This window comes from Ahrensia kielensis DSM 5890 (assembly GCF_000374465.1).
Taxonomy (GTDB): domain Bacteria; phylum Pseudomonadota; class Alphaproteobacteria; order Rhizobiales; family Rhizobiaceae; genus Ahrensia; species Ahrensia kielensis.
On record NZ_KB894535.1, the window covers coordinates 24,442 to 40,536 of the forward strand.

The 16,095-nt window shown below is 47.9% G+C and carries 15 protein-coding genes; 13 read left to right on the plus strand and 2 right to left on the minus strand.

The features are described from left to right. The first annotated feature begins 20 nt into the window (after positions 1 to 20). The 6 genes from C504_RS0115945 to C504_RS18435 all read left to right on the plus strand — a co-directional run bounded on the left by C504_RS0115945 (position 21) and on the right by C504_RS18435 (position 6,699). Entirely contained in the window at positions 21 to 1,532 is a 1,512-nt protein-coding gene (locus tag C504_RS0115945; protein WP_018690372.1) for an ABC transporter substrate-binding protein, read from the plus strand. Between the two features lie 56 nt (positions 1,533 to 1,588). After that, complete coding sequence (locus C504_RS0115950; RefSeq protein ID WP_018690373.1) at positions 1,589 to 2,503, plus strand: ABC transporter permease; 915 nt, start codon at positions 1,589 to 1,591, stop codon at positions 2,501 to 2,503. Between the two features lie 22 nt (positions 2,504 to 2,525). Further along, positions 2,526 to 3,371, plus strand: coding sequence for an ABC transporter permease (locus tag C504_RS0115955; RefSeq protein ID WP_018690374.1), 846 nt, complete (start codon positions 2,526 to 2,528; stop codon positions 3,369 to 3,371). Next, entirely contained in the window at positions 3,368 to 4,972 is a 1,605-nt protein-coding gene (locus C504_RS0115960) for a dipeptide ABC transporter ATP-binding protein (protein ID WP_018690375.1), read from the plus strand. The genes C504_RS0115955 and C504_RS0115960 overlap by 4 nt, the downstream gene beginning before the upstream one ends. A 28-nt stretch (positions 4,973 to 5,000) precedes the next feature. After that, complete coding sequence (locus C504_RS0115965; protein ID WP_018690376.1) at positions 5,001 to 6,029, plus strand: DUF475 domain-containing protein; 1,029 nt, start codon at positions 5,001 to 5,003, stop codon at positions 6,027 to 6,029. Positions 6,030 to 6,447: 418 nt separating this feature from the next. After that, positions 6,448 to 6,699: a DDE-type integrase/transposase/recombinase gene (locus C504_RS18435; protein WP_018690379.1), complete on the plus strand. Its 252-nt coding sequence runs from the start codon at positions 6,448 to 6,450 to the stop codon at positions 6,697 to 6,699. A gap of 269 nt (positions 6,700 to 6,968) precedes the next feature. Here C504_RS18435 and C504_RS0115985 read toward each other — a convergent pair whose 3' ends face one another. Further along, positions 6,969 to 7,886, minus strand: coding sequence for an AraC family transcriptional regulator (locus C504_RS0115985; protein WP_026317587.1), 918 nt, complete (start codon positions 7,884 to 7,886; stop codon positions 6,969 to 6,971). A gap of 98 nt (positions 7,887 to 7,984) precedes the next feature. Here C504_RS0115985 and C504_RS0115990 point away from each other — a divergent pair, with 98 nt between their 5' ends. Beyond that, complete coding sequence (locus C504_RS0115990; protein WP_018690381.1) at positions 7,985 to 8,743, plus strand: SDR family oxidoreductase; 759 nt, start codon at positions 7,985 to 7,987, stop codon at positions 8,741 to 8,743. A 56-nt stretch (positions 8,744 to 8,799) separates the two neighbouring features. Then, complete coding sequence (locus C504_RS0115995) at positions 8,800 to 9,744, plus strand: alpha/beta hydrolase family protein (protein ID WP_018690382.1); 945 nt, start codon at positions 8,800 to 8,802, stop codon at positions 9,742 to 9,744. Positions 9,745 to 9,876: 132 nt separating this feature from the next. Here C504_RS0115995 and C504_RS0116000 read toward each other — a convergent pair whose 3' ends face one another. Beyond that, the gene (locus C504_RS0116000; RefSeq protein WP_041951799.1) at positions 9,877 to 10,776 is read right to left on the minus strand and encodes a LysR family transcriptional regulator; all 900 of its coding nucleotides are present in this window, start codon (positions 10,774 to 10,776) and stop codon (positions 9,877 to 9,879) included. A gap of 103 nt (positions 10,777 to 10,879) precedes the next feature. Here C504_RS0116000 and C504_RS0116005 point away from each other — a divergent pair, with 103 nt between their 5' ends. Genes C504_RS0116005 through C504_RS0116025 form a run of 5 tightly spaced genes read left to right on the plus strand, consistent with a single transcriptional unit; the run spans position 10,880 to position 16,085 of the window. Next, on the plus strand, positions 10,880 to 12,043 hold the full coding sequence (locus C504_RS0116005; protein WP_018690384.1) for a trans-sulfuration enzyme family protein: 1,164 nt from the start codon (positions 10,880 to 10,882) through the stop codon (positions 12,041 to 12,043). A 59-nt stretch (positions 12,044 to 12,102) separates the two neighbouring features. Then, positions 12,103 to 13,113, plus strand: a complete 1,011-nt coding sequence (locus C504_RS0116010; RefSeq protein ID WP_018690385.1) for an amino acid ABC transporter substrate-binding protein — start codon at positions 12,103 to 12,105, stop codon at positions 13,111 to 13,113. A 2-nt stretch (positions 13,114 to 13,115) separates the two neighbouring features. Then, positions 13,116 to 14,261, plus strand: coding sequence for an amino acid ABC transporter permease (locus C504_RS0116015; RefSeq protein ID WP_018690386.1), 1,146 nt, complete (start codon positions 13,116 to 13,118; stop codon positions 14,259 to 14,261). 1 nt (position 14,262) lies between these two features. Beyond that, the gene (locus C504_RS0116020; RefSeq protein WP_018690387.1) at positions 14,263 to 15,345 is read left to right on the plus strand and encodes an amino acid ABC transporter permease; all 1,083 of its coding nucleotides are present in this window, start codon (positions 14,263 to 14,265) and stop codon (positions 15,343 to 15,345) included. Further along, positions 15,342 to 16,085 (plus strand): amino acid ABC transporter ATP-binding protein, encoded by a 744-nt coding sequence (locus tag C504_RS0116025; RefSeq protein ID WP_018690388.1) that lies wholly within the window; start codon positions 15,342 to 15,344, stop codon positions 16,083 to 16,085. Before C504_RS0116020 ends, C504_RS0116025 begins: the two co-directional genes overlap by 4 nt. Positions 16,086 to 16,095 lie beyond the last annotated feature (10 nt).

Sequence of the window (16,095 nt, forward strand, 5' to 3'; positions counted from 1 at the left end):
CATTCATTTGGAGGATTATGATGTCATTTACATTGCACCGCGGCTTAGTTGCTGCATTACTGCTTGGTTGTAGCTTTCCAGCGTATGCTCAAGATGAGCGACGCGTCAAAATTGTGTTGGGCGAAGAGGCTCAGCTTATTGACCCTTGTATGGCATCACGTTCAGATGTCGGTCGCGTTGTACTACAGAACATCTCTGAAACGCTTACAGTGCTAGATCCGCGTTCTGCCGACTTGCGGCCGCGATTAGCTATGTCTTGGACGCAGGTTGATGATGATACTTGGCAGTTCAAGTTGCGTGAGGGGGTAAAGTTCTCTGATGGTACTGCATTTGATGCAAAAGACGTCGCGCATTCAATTGCACGTACAACTTCCGGTGCAATTAACTGCGAAATAGGCGTTAAATATTTTGGCGGGTTAGATATCTCAACAGATGTTATCGACCCACAAACGATCGAGATAACGACAAACCCAGCGCAGCCGATCTTGCCTGTTTTGATGTCAACAATGACTATCGTACCTGAAGAGACTGCGATGGATGAACATACGCGCAGTCCTGTTGGAACGGGACCTTACATTTTTGATGAATGGAAAGCTGGACAGAGCATTAGTTTGTCACGCAACCCTAGTTATTGGGGTGAAACTCCTGAGGTCGAGGGAGCGACCTATTTGTTCCGTTCGGACAGATCAGTGGCAGCACTGATGGTTGAAAATGGTGAGGCAGATATTGTACCCAATATTGCTGTTCAAGATGCGACGAATACTGACACAGATTTTGCTTATCCAAACTCCGAGACTTTCTTCTTGCGTATTGATACCCAAGTTGCACCACTAAATGATCGACGTGTCCGTGAAGCGCTTAATTTAGCGATTGATCGTGAAGCGTTTAAGGGAAGCATATTATCATCTGAAGTGGTGAGCGCTACTCAAATCGTACCGCCAACGACAATCGGTTCCAATGATAATTTAACTCCCTATCCATATGATCCAGAAAAAGCGCGCAGTTTAATCGAAGAAGCGCGGGCTGATGGAGTGCCGGTCGATACTCCTATCAAATTGATTGGACGCACAGGGATTTTTCCAAACGGAACGGAAGTGATGGAGGCTATGCAAGCCATGCTTTCAGATGCAGGCTTTAAAGTCGATCTGAACATGTATGATGTCGCAGAGTGGGAAAATTTCTATACGAAACCGTTTGCGGAAGATCGCTCACCACAGATCATTCAGTTGCAACATGACAACGCTAAAGGTGATCCTGTCTTTAGCATGTTCTTCAAATATCATTCTGACGGCCTTCAGAGCGTGCTGGAAGATGATGAGGTGGATCGTTTAATCGACGAAGCGACTGTGGCTACAGGTGAAACGCGTGCTGATTTGTGGAAGCAACTCTTTGCGCGTCTCCATGATGATATCATATCTGATATCGTGATGTTCCATATGGTTGGATATACTCGTGTATCAGAGCGGCTGGATTTTGAACCATCAATCGCTACAAACAGCGAGCTGCAACTCGCTGAAATTTCTTTCCGCTAGAAATAGTTGTGTCGGGAGGGCGCATCATTAGCGCTCTCCCTCAAGCTAGGAATGTCATGCTAAAACATCTTCGCAATCGGTTGATCTCAAGCTTGCTATCGCTCGCTGCGCTAATCGTCATCGTGTTCTTTCTATCACGATTGACGGGGGATCCTTCAGCGCTTTACTTGCCTCTCGATGCTTCTATTGAATCTCGTGAAAATTTTCGCGAAATCAATGGGTTAAATGATCCGCTCATCGTTCAGTTCAGCAGTTTTGCAAAAGATATTGTGCAGTTTGATTTTGGCAAAAGCCTGCGTACCTCGCGCCCAGCGCTTGAAATGGTGCTTGAAGCCTTCATCTGGACCTTACAGTTGGCATTAATAACGATAGCACTCGTCATTCTTGTGGCCACAGTGATCGGTTCACTGGCAGCATTTAACGTTGGCGGTCTTTTTGATCGGGTCGCTACAGTCGTTTCACTAATAGGTGCTAGTGCGCCAGATTTTTGGATAGCCATCGTTGGAATTCTTATATTCTCCATTGGTTTTGGTTGGTTGCCAACTTCGGGTACAGGAAGTCTTTTGCATTGGGTTTTACCCGTAGCAATATTATTCATTCGTCCCTTTGGGCTTATTACACAAGTTGTACGCAACTCCATGATTGCCGCACTGCATGCGCCTTATACAAAAACAGCACGTGCAAAGGGGGCAGGCCCCCGCCGGATTATTTTCGGGCATTCTTTGCGAAATGCGGCTCTGCCAATAGTTACCGTAATGGGAGACCAAGCTGCAGGCATGTTAAATGGTGCTGTAATCGTAGAGACAATTTTCGGGTTTCCTGGTGTGGGTAAGCTGATGATCGACTCGATTCTTATGCGCGATTTTTCGGTTATTTTAGCCTCCATTGTCGTCACAGCGATCGCCATTCTTCTCATGAACATTTTGATTGATTTATCTTATGCAGCACTCGACCCCCGAACTCGTGCCTGAGCACATAACCCCTCCGAGTACCATGGCTCTTTTGCGTCGCAACCCTGCAGCCCTGGCTGCTGCTATGTTGTTGTTTGTGTTGGTACTTGCTGCGCTTTTTGTCGCTCCAATTCTAGTTGATGCTGCATCATCAACGGACCTAAGAGGTCGCAATGCACCTCCTTTTGATTTTGGACGTAATTGGCTTTTTGTACTAGGTGCTGATGCTTTGGGTCGGCCTATACTGCCGCGCATCATCGTGGCTGCTCAAAACACGCTGCTTATTGCAGGTTGTTCTGTGGTTTTTGCACTTGGCGTCGGTAGCGGGCTAGGCCTTATCGCAGGCTATGTGGGCGGGACAATCTCTCAAATTTTGATGCGTGTCGCAGACATCATAATGTCGTTTCCATCATTATTATTGGCGGTCATCGTTCTTTATATGCTTGAGCCATCGATTTTTAATCTTGTGATTGTTCTGACAATTACGCGGATTCCTGTTTATTTACGTACGACCCGTGCTGAAGTGATGGAAATACGCAAACGCATGTTCGTGCAGGCTTCGGCAGTGATGGGAGCTTCACACCTGCGCATTATTTTGACACATATACTGCCAATCGTGCTGCCTACTTTAATGACAATTGCGACGCTTGAGTTTGCATTCGTTGTTCTCGCTGAAAGTTCGTTGTCATTCTTGGGTATAGGAATTCAACCACCTGATATCACTTGGGGTATGATGGTCGCACAAGGAAAGCCTTACCTTACACAAGCTTGGTGGCTTTCATTCTGGCCAGGCCTTGCGATCATTCTGACAACTTTATCACTGGCATTATTATCAAATTGGATGCGCCTTGCTTTTGATCCAGCACAACGTTGGAGGTTGGAATTATGATGGGAAACAAAGTGGAGCATCTTCTCGACGTTCGAAACCTTAGCATTGAATTTCATGGTGGGCGGGGCATTACACGCGCAGTCAAAGGGGTAAGTTTTCATCTTAATAAAGGGGAAACGCTCGGTATTCTTGGAGAGAGTGGATCAGGTAAGTCGGTATCTACTAGCGCTATTATGGGGCTACTTGATCAACCACCTGCGCGAATTACTTCGGGGGAAGTGCTGTTTGACGGGGTAGACCTGTTGCAGATTTCTGAAAGAGCGCGTCGAGATATTAATGGACGCCGCATAGCTATGGTATTCCAGGACCCTGCTGCTTATCTGAATCCTGTTCAGAAGGTTGGCAGACAGATAATGGAAATGATGACACTGCACGGTGTCTCGCGACATGAGGCGCGTGAACGGACGCTTGAATTAGCAAAGCGCGTTCGTATTCCTGACGCTAGCAAACGTCTCGATGCTTATCCTCATCAGTTTTCAGGTGGCCAACGCCAACGTTTGATGATCGCAATGGCTCTTGCGATGAAGCCTGAAATTTTGATCGCTGATGAGCCGACAACCGCGCTTGACGTTACTGTGCAGAGCGAAATTATTGAGTTGCTTGTTGAGTTGCGCGAAGAGATGGGACTGGCGATGATTATGATTTCTCATGATCTAGGGTTGGTTTCGAAAGTCGCTGATCGATTACTGGTTATGAAAGATGGCGAAATTGTTGAGCAGGGTGTGTCAGAGGTAATCGTCAAAGCGCCTTCGCACCCTTATACGCGTAAGCTTCTACAAGCCGTTCCGGGGCAGGTGCGCAAAGATGCAAGTCGCCCAGATGGGGACCCGCTACTTAAAGTCCGTAATTTAGCGCAGACTTATGGAACTGTGCAGGTTTTGAAAGATATCTCTTTTGACCTTCATTCAGGCGAGACTGTTGCAGTTGTAGGCGAAAGTGGATCAGGGAAATCGACTCTAACTCGCAGCTTACTGATGATGGAAAAACCGTCACACGGAACAATTCATCTTGATAAGCAAGATCTCGTCAACGCCACAGCCGCGGAGCGTGGTCAAGTGCGTCGCAGAATGCAGATGATCTTTCAGGACCCAGGACAATCTCTCAACCCACGTTGGAGTGTCAGTGCGATAATATCTGAACCTTGGAGAATTCATCGTGACGTCCTGCCACCGAAACGTCACCGTGACCGTATTGTTGAGTTATTGGAGCTTGTTGGTTTAAGTTCGGAACATGCAACAAGGCATGCTGGGCAATTCTCTGGTGGTCAGAAGCAGCGTATCGCTATTGCACGCGCGCTTGCACTCAATCCAGAAATTTTGATTTGTGATGAAGCTGTTTCTGCTCTTGATGCATCAATCCAAGCACAAATCGTGGAGCTCTTACAGTCGCTGCAACGCGAACTGGGTATTGCATATCTCTTCGTTGCTCACGACTTACCATTGGTACGGGCATTTGCTGATTGGATAATGGTGTTTCAAGCGGGCGAGCTTGTTGAGCAAAATACGCCGGCAAACATTTTCGGATCGCCGCAACACGAATATACGAAACAGCTCATCCGTAGCAATGAGAAGTACGAGATCGCGGCACTCACGTATTCGTGAGGCTTATCCCGACAGGAGATTTTGAGATATGATAGACTATTTTAAATGGCCCGCCATTGTGACGGTGCTTGGGCTATTTCTTGGTGCTTGGTTGGGATGGAGCGTTAGCGGCACGCTTGCTGGTGCTGCCGGGGCATTCTTCATTACGGCTATATTGTCGATACTGGAAATTTCTCTTTCATTCGACAATGCAATTGTAAATGCTAACAAGCTGCGTGACATGTCACCGATATGGCGGCAGCGCTTTTTAACATGGGGAATTCTCATTGCCGTGTTTGGCATGCGGATAATTTTCCCATTGGCTGTTGTATGCATAGCAGCCGCTATATCGCCTTGGGCAGCGGTTCAACTAGCTTGGAGCGAGCCTTCAGAATATGCAAAAATTATGTCGCAGGCGCATATGTCGATTGCTGCTTTTGGCGGTAGTTTTCTAATGCTCGTCGCGCTGGATTTCTTTCTCGATACAAAAAAGGAAGTGCATTGGGCATTATGGATTGAAGCGAGAAGCGCGTTACTTGGCAACGTCAAGGGAGCAGGTGTTGCTATTGTTCTTGCGCTATTGCTGGGCGTGTCCATGGCGCTTTCAGATGAGCAGCAGGCTGATTTCGTCATCGCAGGTTCATGGGGCATTCTGACTTTTCTCGCAGTGTCGAGCTTAGGTCATTTTTTGGACCGAAGCACTGGGCGAGATGTTGCTGTGAGCGGCGGATTAGGTGCATTTCTTTACTTAGAAGTCCTCGATGCAAGCTTTTCGTTTGACGGTGTCGTTGGCGCGTTCGCTTTAACTCAAAACCTTTTTATCATCGCTATCGGCCTTGGTATCGGAGCAATGTATGTACGGGCGATGACAATTATGCTTGTCGATAATCGAACTCTTAATGATTATCGATACCTTGAACATGGTGCATTCTATGCAATCTTAGCACTTTCGATGATTATGTTTTTGCAAGCGGTATTCCATGTACCTGAAATTGTTACCGGCTTAATTGGCGCAGGATTAATTTGCTTAGCATTTTTGTCTTCGCTTCGGTTCAATCGCAGAGTGGAGCAACGTTAATAGGGCAATTATCGCTTAATTTCTAGGCCTGCCTCACGCACGACGGGCTTGCCTAAATTGACACCGCGGACGGGGGAGTCAGTGAATTACCGCTATTTGAAAACCGCGATAATTTTCTGCCATGACAACGAAAAACCCTTTCAAGTATTTTAAAACTTCGCCTGAAATCATCAAACTAGCGGTGATGTATTATGTTCGGTTTCCACTCAGTTTACGGCAAGTGGAGGATATTCTGCACGAACGCGGAATCGATATTTGTCACGAAACTGCGCGATCTTGGTGGAGCCGTTTTGGACCGATGTTGGCAAAAGAAGTTAGGCATCAACGGGCAGGGAGCCACTCAAACTGGCGTTGACATATAGAAGAGGTTTTCGTCAGAATAAAAGGTGAAAGATACTATCCGTTGACCGGCAGGTGAATGCGAAGCAATCACCGAGAGTTTTGGCGCGATATTGACCAAGAAGGAACAGTGCTGGAAAGCTTTGTTTCAAAGCGTCGAGATCGCCGCGCGGCATTAAAAGTATTACGAAAACTGCTTTCCAAATATGGTTCTCCCGCTGCAATAGTGACGGATAAACTAGTTTCCTATGGAGCTGCTTTGCAAGACTTTGGTATCCGACATCGCCATGAAACAGGGCAGTATCAGCAGGCAAAAACTGTATTTTCTTAGAATACGATATCAGGCGACCCGGCAGCGTTGATAAATACGGCAGCCAATAAGTATTTATCGCCTCCAAACAAAGACGGCCTGCCTAGCTCGTTCGCGCTCAACATTGGCATATTGGCCACCGTTAAATGACAGATCGTGTTCTGTTTATGCGATGAGTTCGCTGAGTATGGCTCGGACGCGACGGTAAATATTGCAGGCAAGCTCACCAAACAATTGCCTTCGTATGAGACAAGTTGTCGCCAGAAATCGCTCATTTTTATGTACTTCGCTTATGCGAGCTCGCGGTGTATTTTAATAAAAGCGCTGGGAGAGAAGCCGTGGTGACGTGAGAAGACCATGCCAAAAGCACTTGCGGAGCCATAGCCAACACGAAGAGCGATTTCATTATTACTCAACCCGCCGCGTAGCAATAGATCACGCGCCACGGCCATTCGCCAAGCGGTGACATACTCCATTGGAGTGCTGCCAACTTCTTTTCGAAAACGTTCGAAAAAACCGGATCGTGACATGCCTGATTCTCGTGCAAGCTCAGCAATCGACAAGGCCTGTGATGCGTCCGCGTGAATACGATGTAGAGCGCTGGAGAGTTGCGGGTCAGACATGCTGCGCAACATACCTGGGGGCAGAGTTTTTCCGGATGTCGACCGCACAGCATCGACCATTAGCACTTCGAGAAGACGCTCCAAAATCATACTTCTTGCTGGGCGATCTGCACTAGTCTCTTCATGGATCATATGCACCAGTGCCATGAGCCGATTATGCCCAGAAACATGGATCATTTCTGGTAGGAGCGAAAGTAAAAGCTCTCTTTCGGGTGTCTTGAATTGGCAATGACCTATGAGTGCGCGTAGTTCAACCGGCGCTGAAACGGGGCCCAAATGGAAAGTGCCCGGTCCGATCTTAAGGGGCAAATGAGGCGCATGAGGCGAGGGATTGGGGCTACTGGACATCGTAAAGCGGTGGATGTCAGGAATTAAAACAAAATCTCCAGCGTTAAGCGTGACCGCATCGCGGTCGGGAATTTTGAGGTAGCAGCGTCCTGATACGACCGCGCAATAAAACGGACTTGCCATGTCATGCCGTTCGACCTGCCACTGTCCACTCGCCTCGACAATCTTCGAAATTGAAGGCTGTGGCTTCAATAGGGCAATTACGCTGGAGAGAGGATCTGTTGGGTTATCAGTCATAATGTTTGGACTTTTGATGGTCTAGATTGGACTTATGAATATAGATAATCCATGATTTTTTGTCTATCTCCTTTAAACGCACATAAAGGAGTTGATTAATGTCCCGCGTTCTCATCACAGGTTGCTCTTCCGGATTCGGCCAATCTATAGCTAAGCGCTTTCTCGAAGAGGGATGGCATGTTGTTGCTACAATGCGCTCACCCTCAACCGAAGGATTACCTTCATCTGATCGTTTGCAGTTGCTACCGCTCGATGTCACTGATCCCAACAGTATCGCAAGTGCCTTAGAAAAGGCTGGTCCACTTGATGCGCTGATAAACAACGCTGGGGTGGGCATGTTGAACGTATTAGAGGGAGCTGAAATCGCGAAAGCGCGTGAGCTCTTTGAAGTCAATGTGCTTGGAGCAATGGCAATGACGCAGGCCGTCATGCCAAGTATGCGAACGCGGCGCAAGGGTGTGATTGTAAATATCAGTTCCAGCGTCACACTACGCGCCCTACCAGCATTGTCTATCTATAGCGCTAGTAAGGCAGCGTTAAATGCCTTCACAATGAGCTTTGCTTTAGAGGCAGAAGAGTTTGGTGTTCGCGCTAGGCTGGTTTTACCGGGCAGTGCTCCAGAAACAGCTTTCGGACGCAATGCCGTGGCGCGAATGGGTATGGATGCGCCAGAGGTATATGAGCCCTACATGCAGTCTATCTTTCAGGCCCGAAAAGCTACAACCGAATTTACACAAGCGCAGGATGTGGCAAGCGCCGTTTGGCGCGCGGTCACCGATATTAACGCACCAATGATGTTACCCGCAGGAGCGGATGCTGAAACATGGTTTCGCGAGGAAGGAATCTTCGCCGCTTAATCTGCGACGTCGAGACATCTAAATTTAATAGTAAGTCCCGTTAGGAAATGAAGTAAATGAACCGACTGATTGATCTTGCGCGTCATCTGCCCACGCCTAAAGCTGTAATGACTGTGGCCTATACACCTATTCAGCTTGAGATGCCCGGCAGAACACCACTCGAACTGCGACTAACGGCTCCGGCAGAGGGGCGCGACTTGCCCATCGTCTTGCTGTCTCATGGGTTTGGGCCGTCGCATTACATTCCTTCCAAAGACGGTTATGCGCCACTCGCACAATTCTGGGCTGAACGCGGTCTAGCCGTTATTCAGCCAACTCACGCCAGCTCTCGTGTCGGAGGACTTGATGCAAGTCATCCAGAAGCCCCGTTCTTTTGGCGCGAAAGGGCTGATGAAATGCGCGCAATTCTTGATCAACTTGACGAGATTGAACGGCAAGCTCCAGCGGTAGCGGAACGCCTTGATCATCTTCAGATCGCAGTTGCTGGACATTCCTTCGGTGGCCATACTTGCGCACTTCTTTTGGGGGCTAGCTTGAATGGGGAAAATTTCTCAGACCCGCGTATCTGTGCCGGGATTTTGCTGGCCACTCCGGGACGTGGCGGTAACGACATGACACCCGAGAGTGCTGAGCGGTTTCCCTTTTTTGATGTGGACTTCAGCCGCATTGAAAAACCAACGCTTGTGGTCTGCGGAGCAGATGATGATCCTCATTTCACCAGTCGTGGACCTGATTGGCACGCAGATGCTTTTTACGGTGCACCCGCTGCCGACGCACTGCTGATGGTCGCTGGTGTAGGGCATGGGCTTGGCGGGATTGCTGGATTGGATGCCAAAGAAACTGAAACTGAGAACCCCGATGCTCTAGAGATGACACGGCGACTTACGACTGCTTGGTTGCGCAAACAATTTGGTCTTGGTTCTTCAGACTGGGAGGAGGGGAAAGTTGCTCTGCGAAATAAGGCGGCAGGCATAGGAACAGTTTATACAAAAACAGAGTGATTTTCTCTGAAATCCACTGCGGAGAAGCCTGTTGTTAATGATGGGTAGGATGCTCCGTTCCCCATTAACGCACAATGAGCAGATTGGTTTAATTATATGAGGAATGCGCTGGTCTTAAATGTGGTGGAGGAATTATTGAAAGTATGTGGTAGAAAACTTGTTTCTCTGCTCCATCAAACAAGCGGTAAAGGCTTTCATCAATTGTGATTTTTGAGAGCCAGGAGGATAAATAATATAAGATCTAAAATTAATTTGCGGCACGAAGGGCTTGAAAATTAGCGTGTCTTGAAAGCCATCTGTTACAAGTGGGTTGACCAAACCAATTGCATCACCAGAGAGTGCAAGCGCGCACACTGTTACAGAGTTTGGTGTCTCCACCACGTAGTCTGGCTCAACATTTGAAGCGGCAAGTGCAGCGTCGAATCTATGACGAGCTCTATCTTCTGGCACTAAGCCTATTAGCTGTTGTCCGGCCAAGAGCTCGGGAGAGATTTCCTCATGGATGGAGAGCGGGTGGCCGCGACGCATTGCGATAGCTCCCATAAAATTTCCAAAAAGTTGTGTATCTACACCGGAGCGATCAATTTCATCTGCTGCAAGCCCTATGTCATATTGTCCATCTATCACGCCGTTTCGAATTGCTGATGACCAAGTAATGTGAAGGGTTATACGTACTTTTGGGTTGGTTTTTCTGAAGTTACGAATAGCCGCTGGGACAATTGTACCGCTACCAGCCGAGAAACAGCCTATGCGTAGTGTGCCTTCTCCATAATCCCGTATTCTCGCGGCAGCCGTACGTAACCGGTCGAGACCGGTAAAGCTTGCCTCGACTTCTCTATGAAACAATTGTGCTTCAGGTGTAGCGACAAGACGCCCCCTAATCCGATCGAAGAGAGGAAACTTTAGCTCAGCTTCCAGCTCTGAAATCAACCGTGATACTGCTGGCTGTGTAATCCCCATCAGTTCGGCCGCCCTGACCGCAGAGCCAGAAATCATAATTGAATGAAACGCTTCGACTTGTCTATGCTTCATAGAAAAATCCTATCAGGTTTAGTTATGGATGTATAGCTATAGATCAGTGGATTTTCTATCTTGTGCACTCAATAGTGCCGTTTAGGAATTCAGAGGATCATCAATGCGTGACGCAACTAAAGCTGTACATCATCCCATAATATCAACAGAGGGCTACGCTGCTTTAAGCGTGCCTACACACCGAGCTTCAACGATTGTTTTCGAAGATTCCGATGCATATGCCACTCGCGGGCAGCGCGATCTTGATAATTATTCATACGGTATGCACGGCACACCTACGCAGCGCGTCTTAGAAGCGCAATTAACTGAGCTTGAAGGTGGACTGCGCACTGTGATCATTCCATCGGGGCAGGCGGCAATTGCTATCATTTTTCTATCTGTATTGAAAACTGGCGATCATGTTTTGATCGCGGAGACAGCCTATCCACCTGCAATTGGTTTTTGTCGAAACTTTCTTGAGCTTCGTGGGATCAGCTTTAGCACTTATCCACCAGGCATAGGTGCAGGGATTGAAGAATATATCACTGACAACACGAAACTAATTTGGATGGAGTCTCCCGGTTCGACAACGATGGAGGTGGAGGATGTGCCAGCCATTGTATCTGTTGCGCGAGGCCGTAATATACTTACCGGAATCGATAATACGTGGGCAACGCCGCTTCTGTTCAAGCCGCTTGCACATGGCGTAGATTTTTCGATGCAGGCGCTTACTAAATATCCATCAGGGCATTCAGACATATTGATGGGCTCTGTTACGGTCAATGATCTTGATCTTCGAAAAGGTTTGCGTGACCAAATGCGCATGCTTGGTATGCATACCGCCCCTGATGCAATTTCACTGGTGCTGCGTGGCCTTGAAACTATGGCATTGCGTTTGACTCATGTGGGCAAGATTGCCGGTAAATTTGCCGCGCAGATTAATGAGCGAGGTGACTGCGAAGTGCTGTTTCCTGCTCTGCCTGAGAGCCCAGGGCACGACATTTGGAAGCGTGATTTTTCCGGGTCAAGTGGCCTGTTTTCTGTTGTCTTACCTGAAGCATGGGAGCCGAATTTAGATCAGGCGCTTGATGCAATGCAGGTATTCGCAATTGGTGCGTCATGGGGTGGAACACACAGTCTGATTGCGCCGATGAATATATCCGCAAACAGAGACACACCACACGCCAGAAATGACAGAATAATATTACGTATCAATATTGGTTTGGAAGACCCCGCCGACATAGGCGCTGATTTGGATTTGTTTTTCCAGCTACTTTCCGCCGATTGATCTCAAATTTCATACTTAATCGCCTCATGACTAGCTTAAAACCTCAAGGAGAGAAATGAATGAAACAAACTATTCTAATTGCAGCAGCGCTTAGCTTGTTGGCAACTGCCGCAAGCGCACAATCCATGTTGGAAACGGTAAAGGAACGCGGTCGGTTGATTTGCGGTTCGAGTCAAGGAACACCTGGCTTTGGTGCACCTGATGACAACGGCTACTGGCGCGGCCTTGATATTGATACCTGCCGGGCAGTTGCTGTTGCAGTATTGGATGACAAAGATGCCGTTGATTTTGTCCCGCTGTCCGGTCAACAACGCATACCCGCACTCCAAACCGGTGAAATCGATATGTTGCCGCGTACTATGACATGGACGCTGCAACGCGATGCCAACGGCATAAACTTCACAACACCGAATTATTATGAGTTCACCGGTTTTATGATGCCTAAAAGCCTTGGCATTACTGAAGTTACGGGCATGACAGGCGCATCTGTTTGCGTGCAGACAGGCTCAACCACAGAGGTTGTGGTCAATGATGTCTCGGCAAAAAATGACCTTGATCTGAAGCCAATCGTTTTCGACAACACTTCAGCTGCGCGCCAAGCGTTTTTCAGTGGTCGTTGCGATGCACTTATTACTGATGCAGGTGCATTGGCCTCAGTGCGGGCAACGATGTCTGATAAACCCGATGATTATGTAATCTTTCCGGCGACAGATTATGCTGATGCGTTGACACCAGCTGTTCGAGCCGGTGATGATCAATGGATGGATATTGTAACATGGTCCATTCAAGCGCTTATTGCTGCTGAAGCCTTTGGTTTGAACAAAGATAATGTAGAAGAAGCTCTTAAAAGCGAAGATCCACGCATACGTCGTTTTTTAGGAACTGATCCTGGTAACGGTTCTGCACTCGGATTAACGGATGACTTTGCGTACCGGATCGTTAAGCAGATCGGAAACTACAGTGAAGTTTTTGATCGCAATGTTGGTAAAGATAGCCCTCTAAATCTTGAGCGTGGACGCAATGCATTGTTCACAGATGGCGGTCTTATGTTCCCGTTGGCATTCCAGTAATTATGTTCAGCACTCTTTGGTATTCCGCACGACTTCGCGGCTGGATTACACAGATCGCCCTTTTGGGCGGTCTGGCAACCTTTCTGCTGTGGGTCGGGAGCAACACTGTGCAAAACCTAGCGCAGCGTGGCATTAGGACTGGCTTGGACTTTTTGTCTCGCCCGGCGCGATTTCCAATCTCTGAATCGATTATAACTTACGATCCATCTAACAGTTTCTTATGGGCTTATGTTGTCGGTGTTGCCAACACATTATGGCTATCTTTTGTCACAATTCTGCTGGCGACACTGCTTGGATTAGCCGTCGGCCTCGCACGCCGGTCTTTACATCCTCTATTATCAAAACAAGCAATGATATTCGTTACAATCATGCGGAATATCCCGCTGATCGTTCAGTTGCTATTTTGGTATGGCGTTTGTACTTCGCTTTTTCCCGCGCCACGCGATGCACTCAACCCACTGCCGGGCGTGTTCCTGTCGCTGCGAGGGGTATATGCGCCATCGTTTTTGGCTGGCCCCAATGCCTTGCCATTTATGCTGGTAGTTGTTGCCGCGTTACTCATAGTGCTTTGGCAAGTGACTCGGCTTTTGCGTCGCGGCTCACAGAAACGAATTATAATTCCCACTGGGTTCCTGATGTGGGTTGGCATATCGGCTGGATTATATAAGCTCTTTCAAGCGCCAGTTTCATTAGAGTTTCCCGAGCTGACCGGATTGAACTTTCGTGGCGGATCATATCTTTCTCCTGAATTCGTCGCCATCGTATTTGGTTTAACGCTCTATACGTCTGCATTTATAGGCGAAATCATTCGTGGCGGTATCGAAGCTGTCAGTAAAGGGCAGTGGGAAGGTGCGCGTGCGCTCGGATTGAGTGAACGACACATAATGTTCAGAATCATTCTACCGCAAGCGCTACGAGTCATAATCCCGCCAATGACATCCCAGTATTTGTCGACTGTCAAAAACACAACGCTGGCTGTTGCTGTTGGTTACCCTGAGCTGGGGCTCGTCGTAAACACGGTGATCAACCAGACAGGCCAAGCCTTGGAAAGCATTATGATTATGCTTGGTGTCTACTTAAGTATCTCGCTTTCTGTTTCTCTTTTCATGAACTGGTACAATGCACATGTTGCATTGGTGGAGCGTTAAAATGGCTATCGGCGAAACAAACGTCCCGCTTACGGCATTGCCGCTCAAACCCAAGCAACCTTGGATGAAGCTATTTTTTGGTGATGTATTTTCTAGTTTTCTAACGATCCTATCTATTTTGATTGTGATCAGTCTATTGCCGGGGCTAAATTGGGCATTGTTCAATGCTACATGGCCCGGCGGTACGCCTGAGGCTTGCCGTGATGGTGGAGCATGTTGGGCATTCGTCGGGGCTAAATCACGACTTATTCTGTTCGGTCTATATCCTCCAGAACATCAATGGCGTGCTACACTCGTTATCGTGCTTATCATTGCGATGGTCCTTGCGTCACTATCGCCGCGGATGTGGGGCAACAAACTCATAATGCTCTGGGGAGCAGGTATTGCGCTTATGCTGATACTTATGGGCGGTGGTTTATTGGGTCTTGATACGGTGCCGACATCTAAATGGGGTGGTCTACCTGTCGTTTTGATGCTCGCAGTTTTATCACTTGGTATGGGGTTTCCCATCGCCGTTTTACTGGCCCTTGGCCGTCGGGGATCATTGCCTGTCGCGCGCGCTGTTTGTACTTTTATTATCGAACTGGTTCGCGGTCTTCCACTCGTTGGTTTATTGTTTGTGGCAGCAATTTTGCTTCCATTATTTCTGCCACCCGATTGGACGATTGATAAGCTTGGACGTACGCTTGCCGCTCTCACAATATTCTCATCCGCTTATCTCGCAGAAGTCGTTCGCGGTGGCCTGCAAGGTCTCGATAAGGGGCAGGGTGAAGCAGCACAGGCGCTTGGTATACCTTATTGGAAAGTGATTTGGCACATAATACTGCCTCAGGCGATCCAAAATGTAATTCCACCGCTGACAAACACTGCGATTGTTATGGTAAAAAATACGTCGCTGGTTTTGATCGTAGGTATTTTTGATATGCTCAGCGCTGCACGTAGTGCAGCAACTGATCCAACTTGGCCGGCTCCTTCGACGGAAGGCTATTTATTCGTTGCGCTCATCTATTTTGCCATTTGTGTTTCAATTTCAATATATGCTCGTCATCTCGAAAATGGCGTTCGTGCAAGGAGCCATTCATGACCCCACAAAGCAATGCAATCGAAGTGCGTGCGCTCAACAAATTTTATGGCGAGTTTCATGCTTTGAAGTCAATTGGTTTCCAAGTTGAACAAGGAGAGCGGGTTGTCATTTGCGGGCCTTCTGGGTCCGGCAAGTCTACGCTCATCCGTTGTTTAAATAGGCTAGAAATACATCAAAGTGGATTTGTCAGTGTGCAAGGGATTGAGCTTGGTGACGATTTACGTAATCTCGACGCCGTGCGGCGTGAGGCGGGAATGGTTTTTCAACATTTCAATCTGTTTCCGCATATCACCGTTTTGCAGAACTGCTCTCTTCCTCAAACATTGTCACGGGGCACTAAGCGCAACGATGCAGAAACAAAAGCACGTGAAATGTTGAGCCGTGTCCACATCTTAGACCAAGCTGATAAATTTCCAGGCCAATTGTCTGGCGGTCAGCAGCAGCGTGTTGCGATTGCCCGAGCGCTTTGCATGGAGCCTAAGATCATGCTTTTTGACGAGCCAACCTCAGCGCTTGATCCTGAAATGATACGTGAAGTTTTGGAAACCATGATTGATTTGGCCACAGGCGGTATGACCATGGTGGTTGTAACTCATGAAATGGGATTTGCACGTGAGGTAGCCGACCGCGTTGTTTATATGGAAGCCGGAGAAATCGTTGAGAGTGCACCACCTGCTACCTTTTTCAAAACGCAAAAAGACCAGCGTACCAAAAGGTTCTTATCCCGCATTCTTTCCTAGATATTTAAGA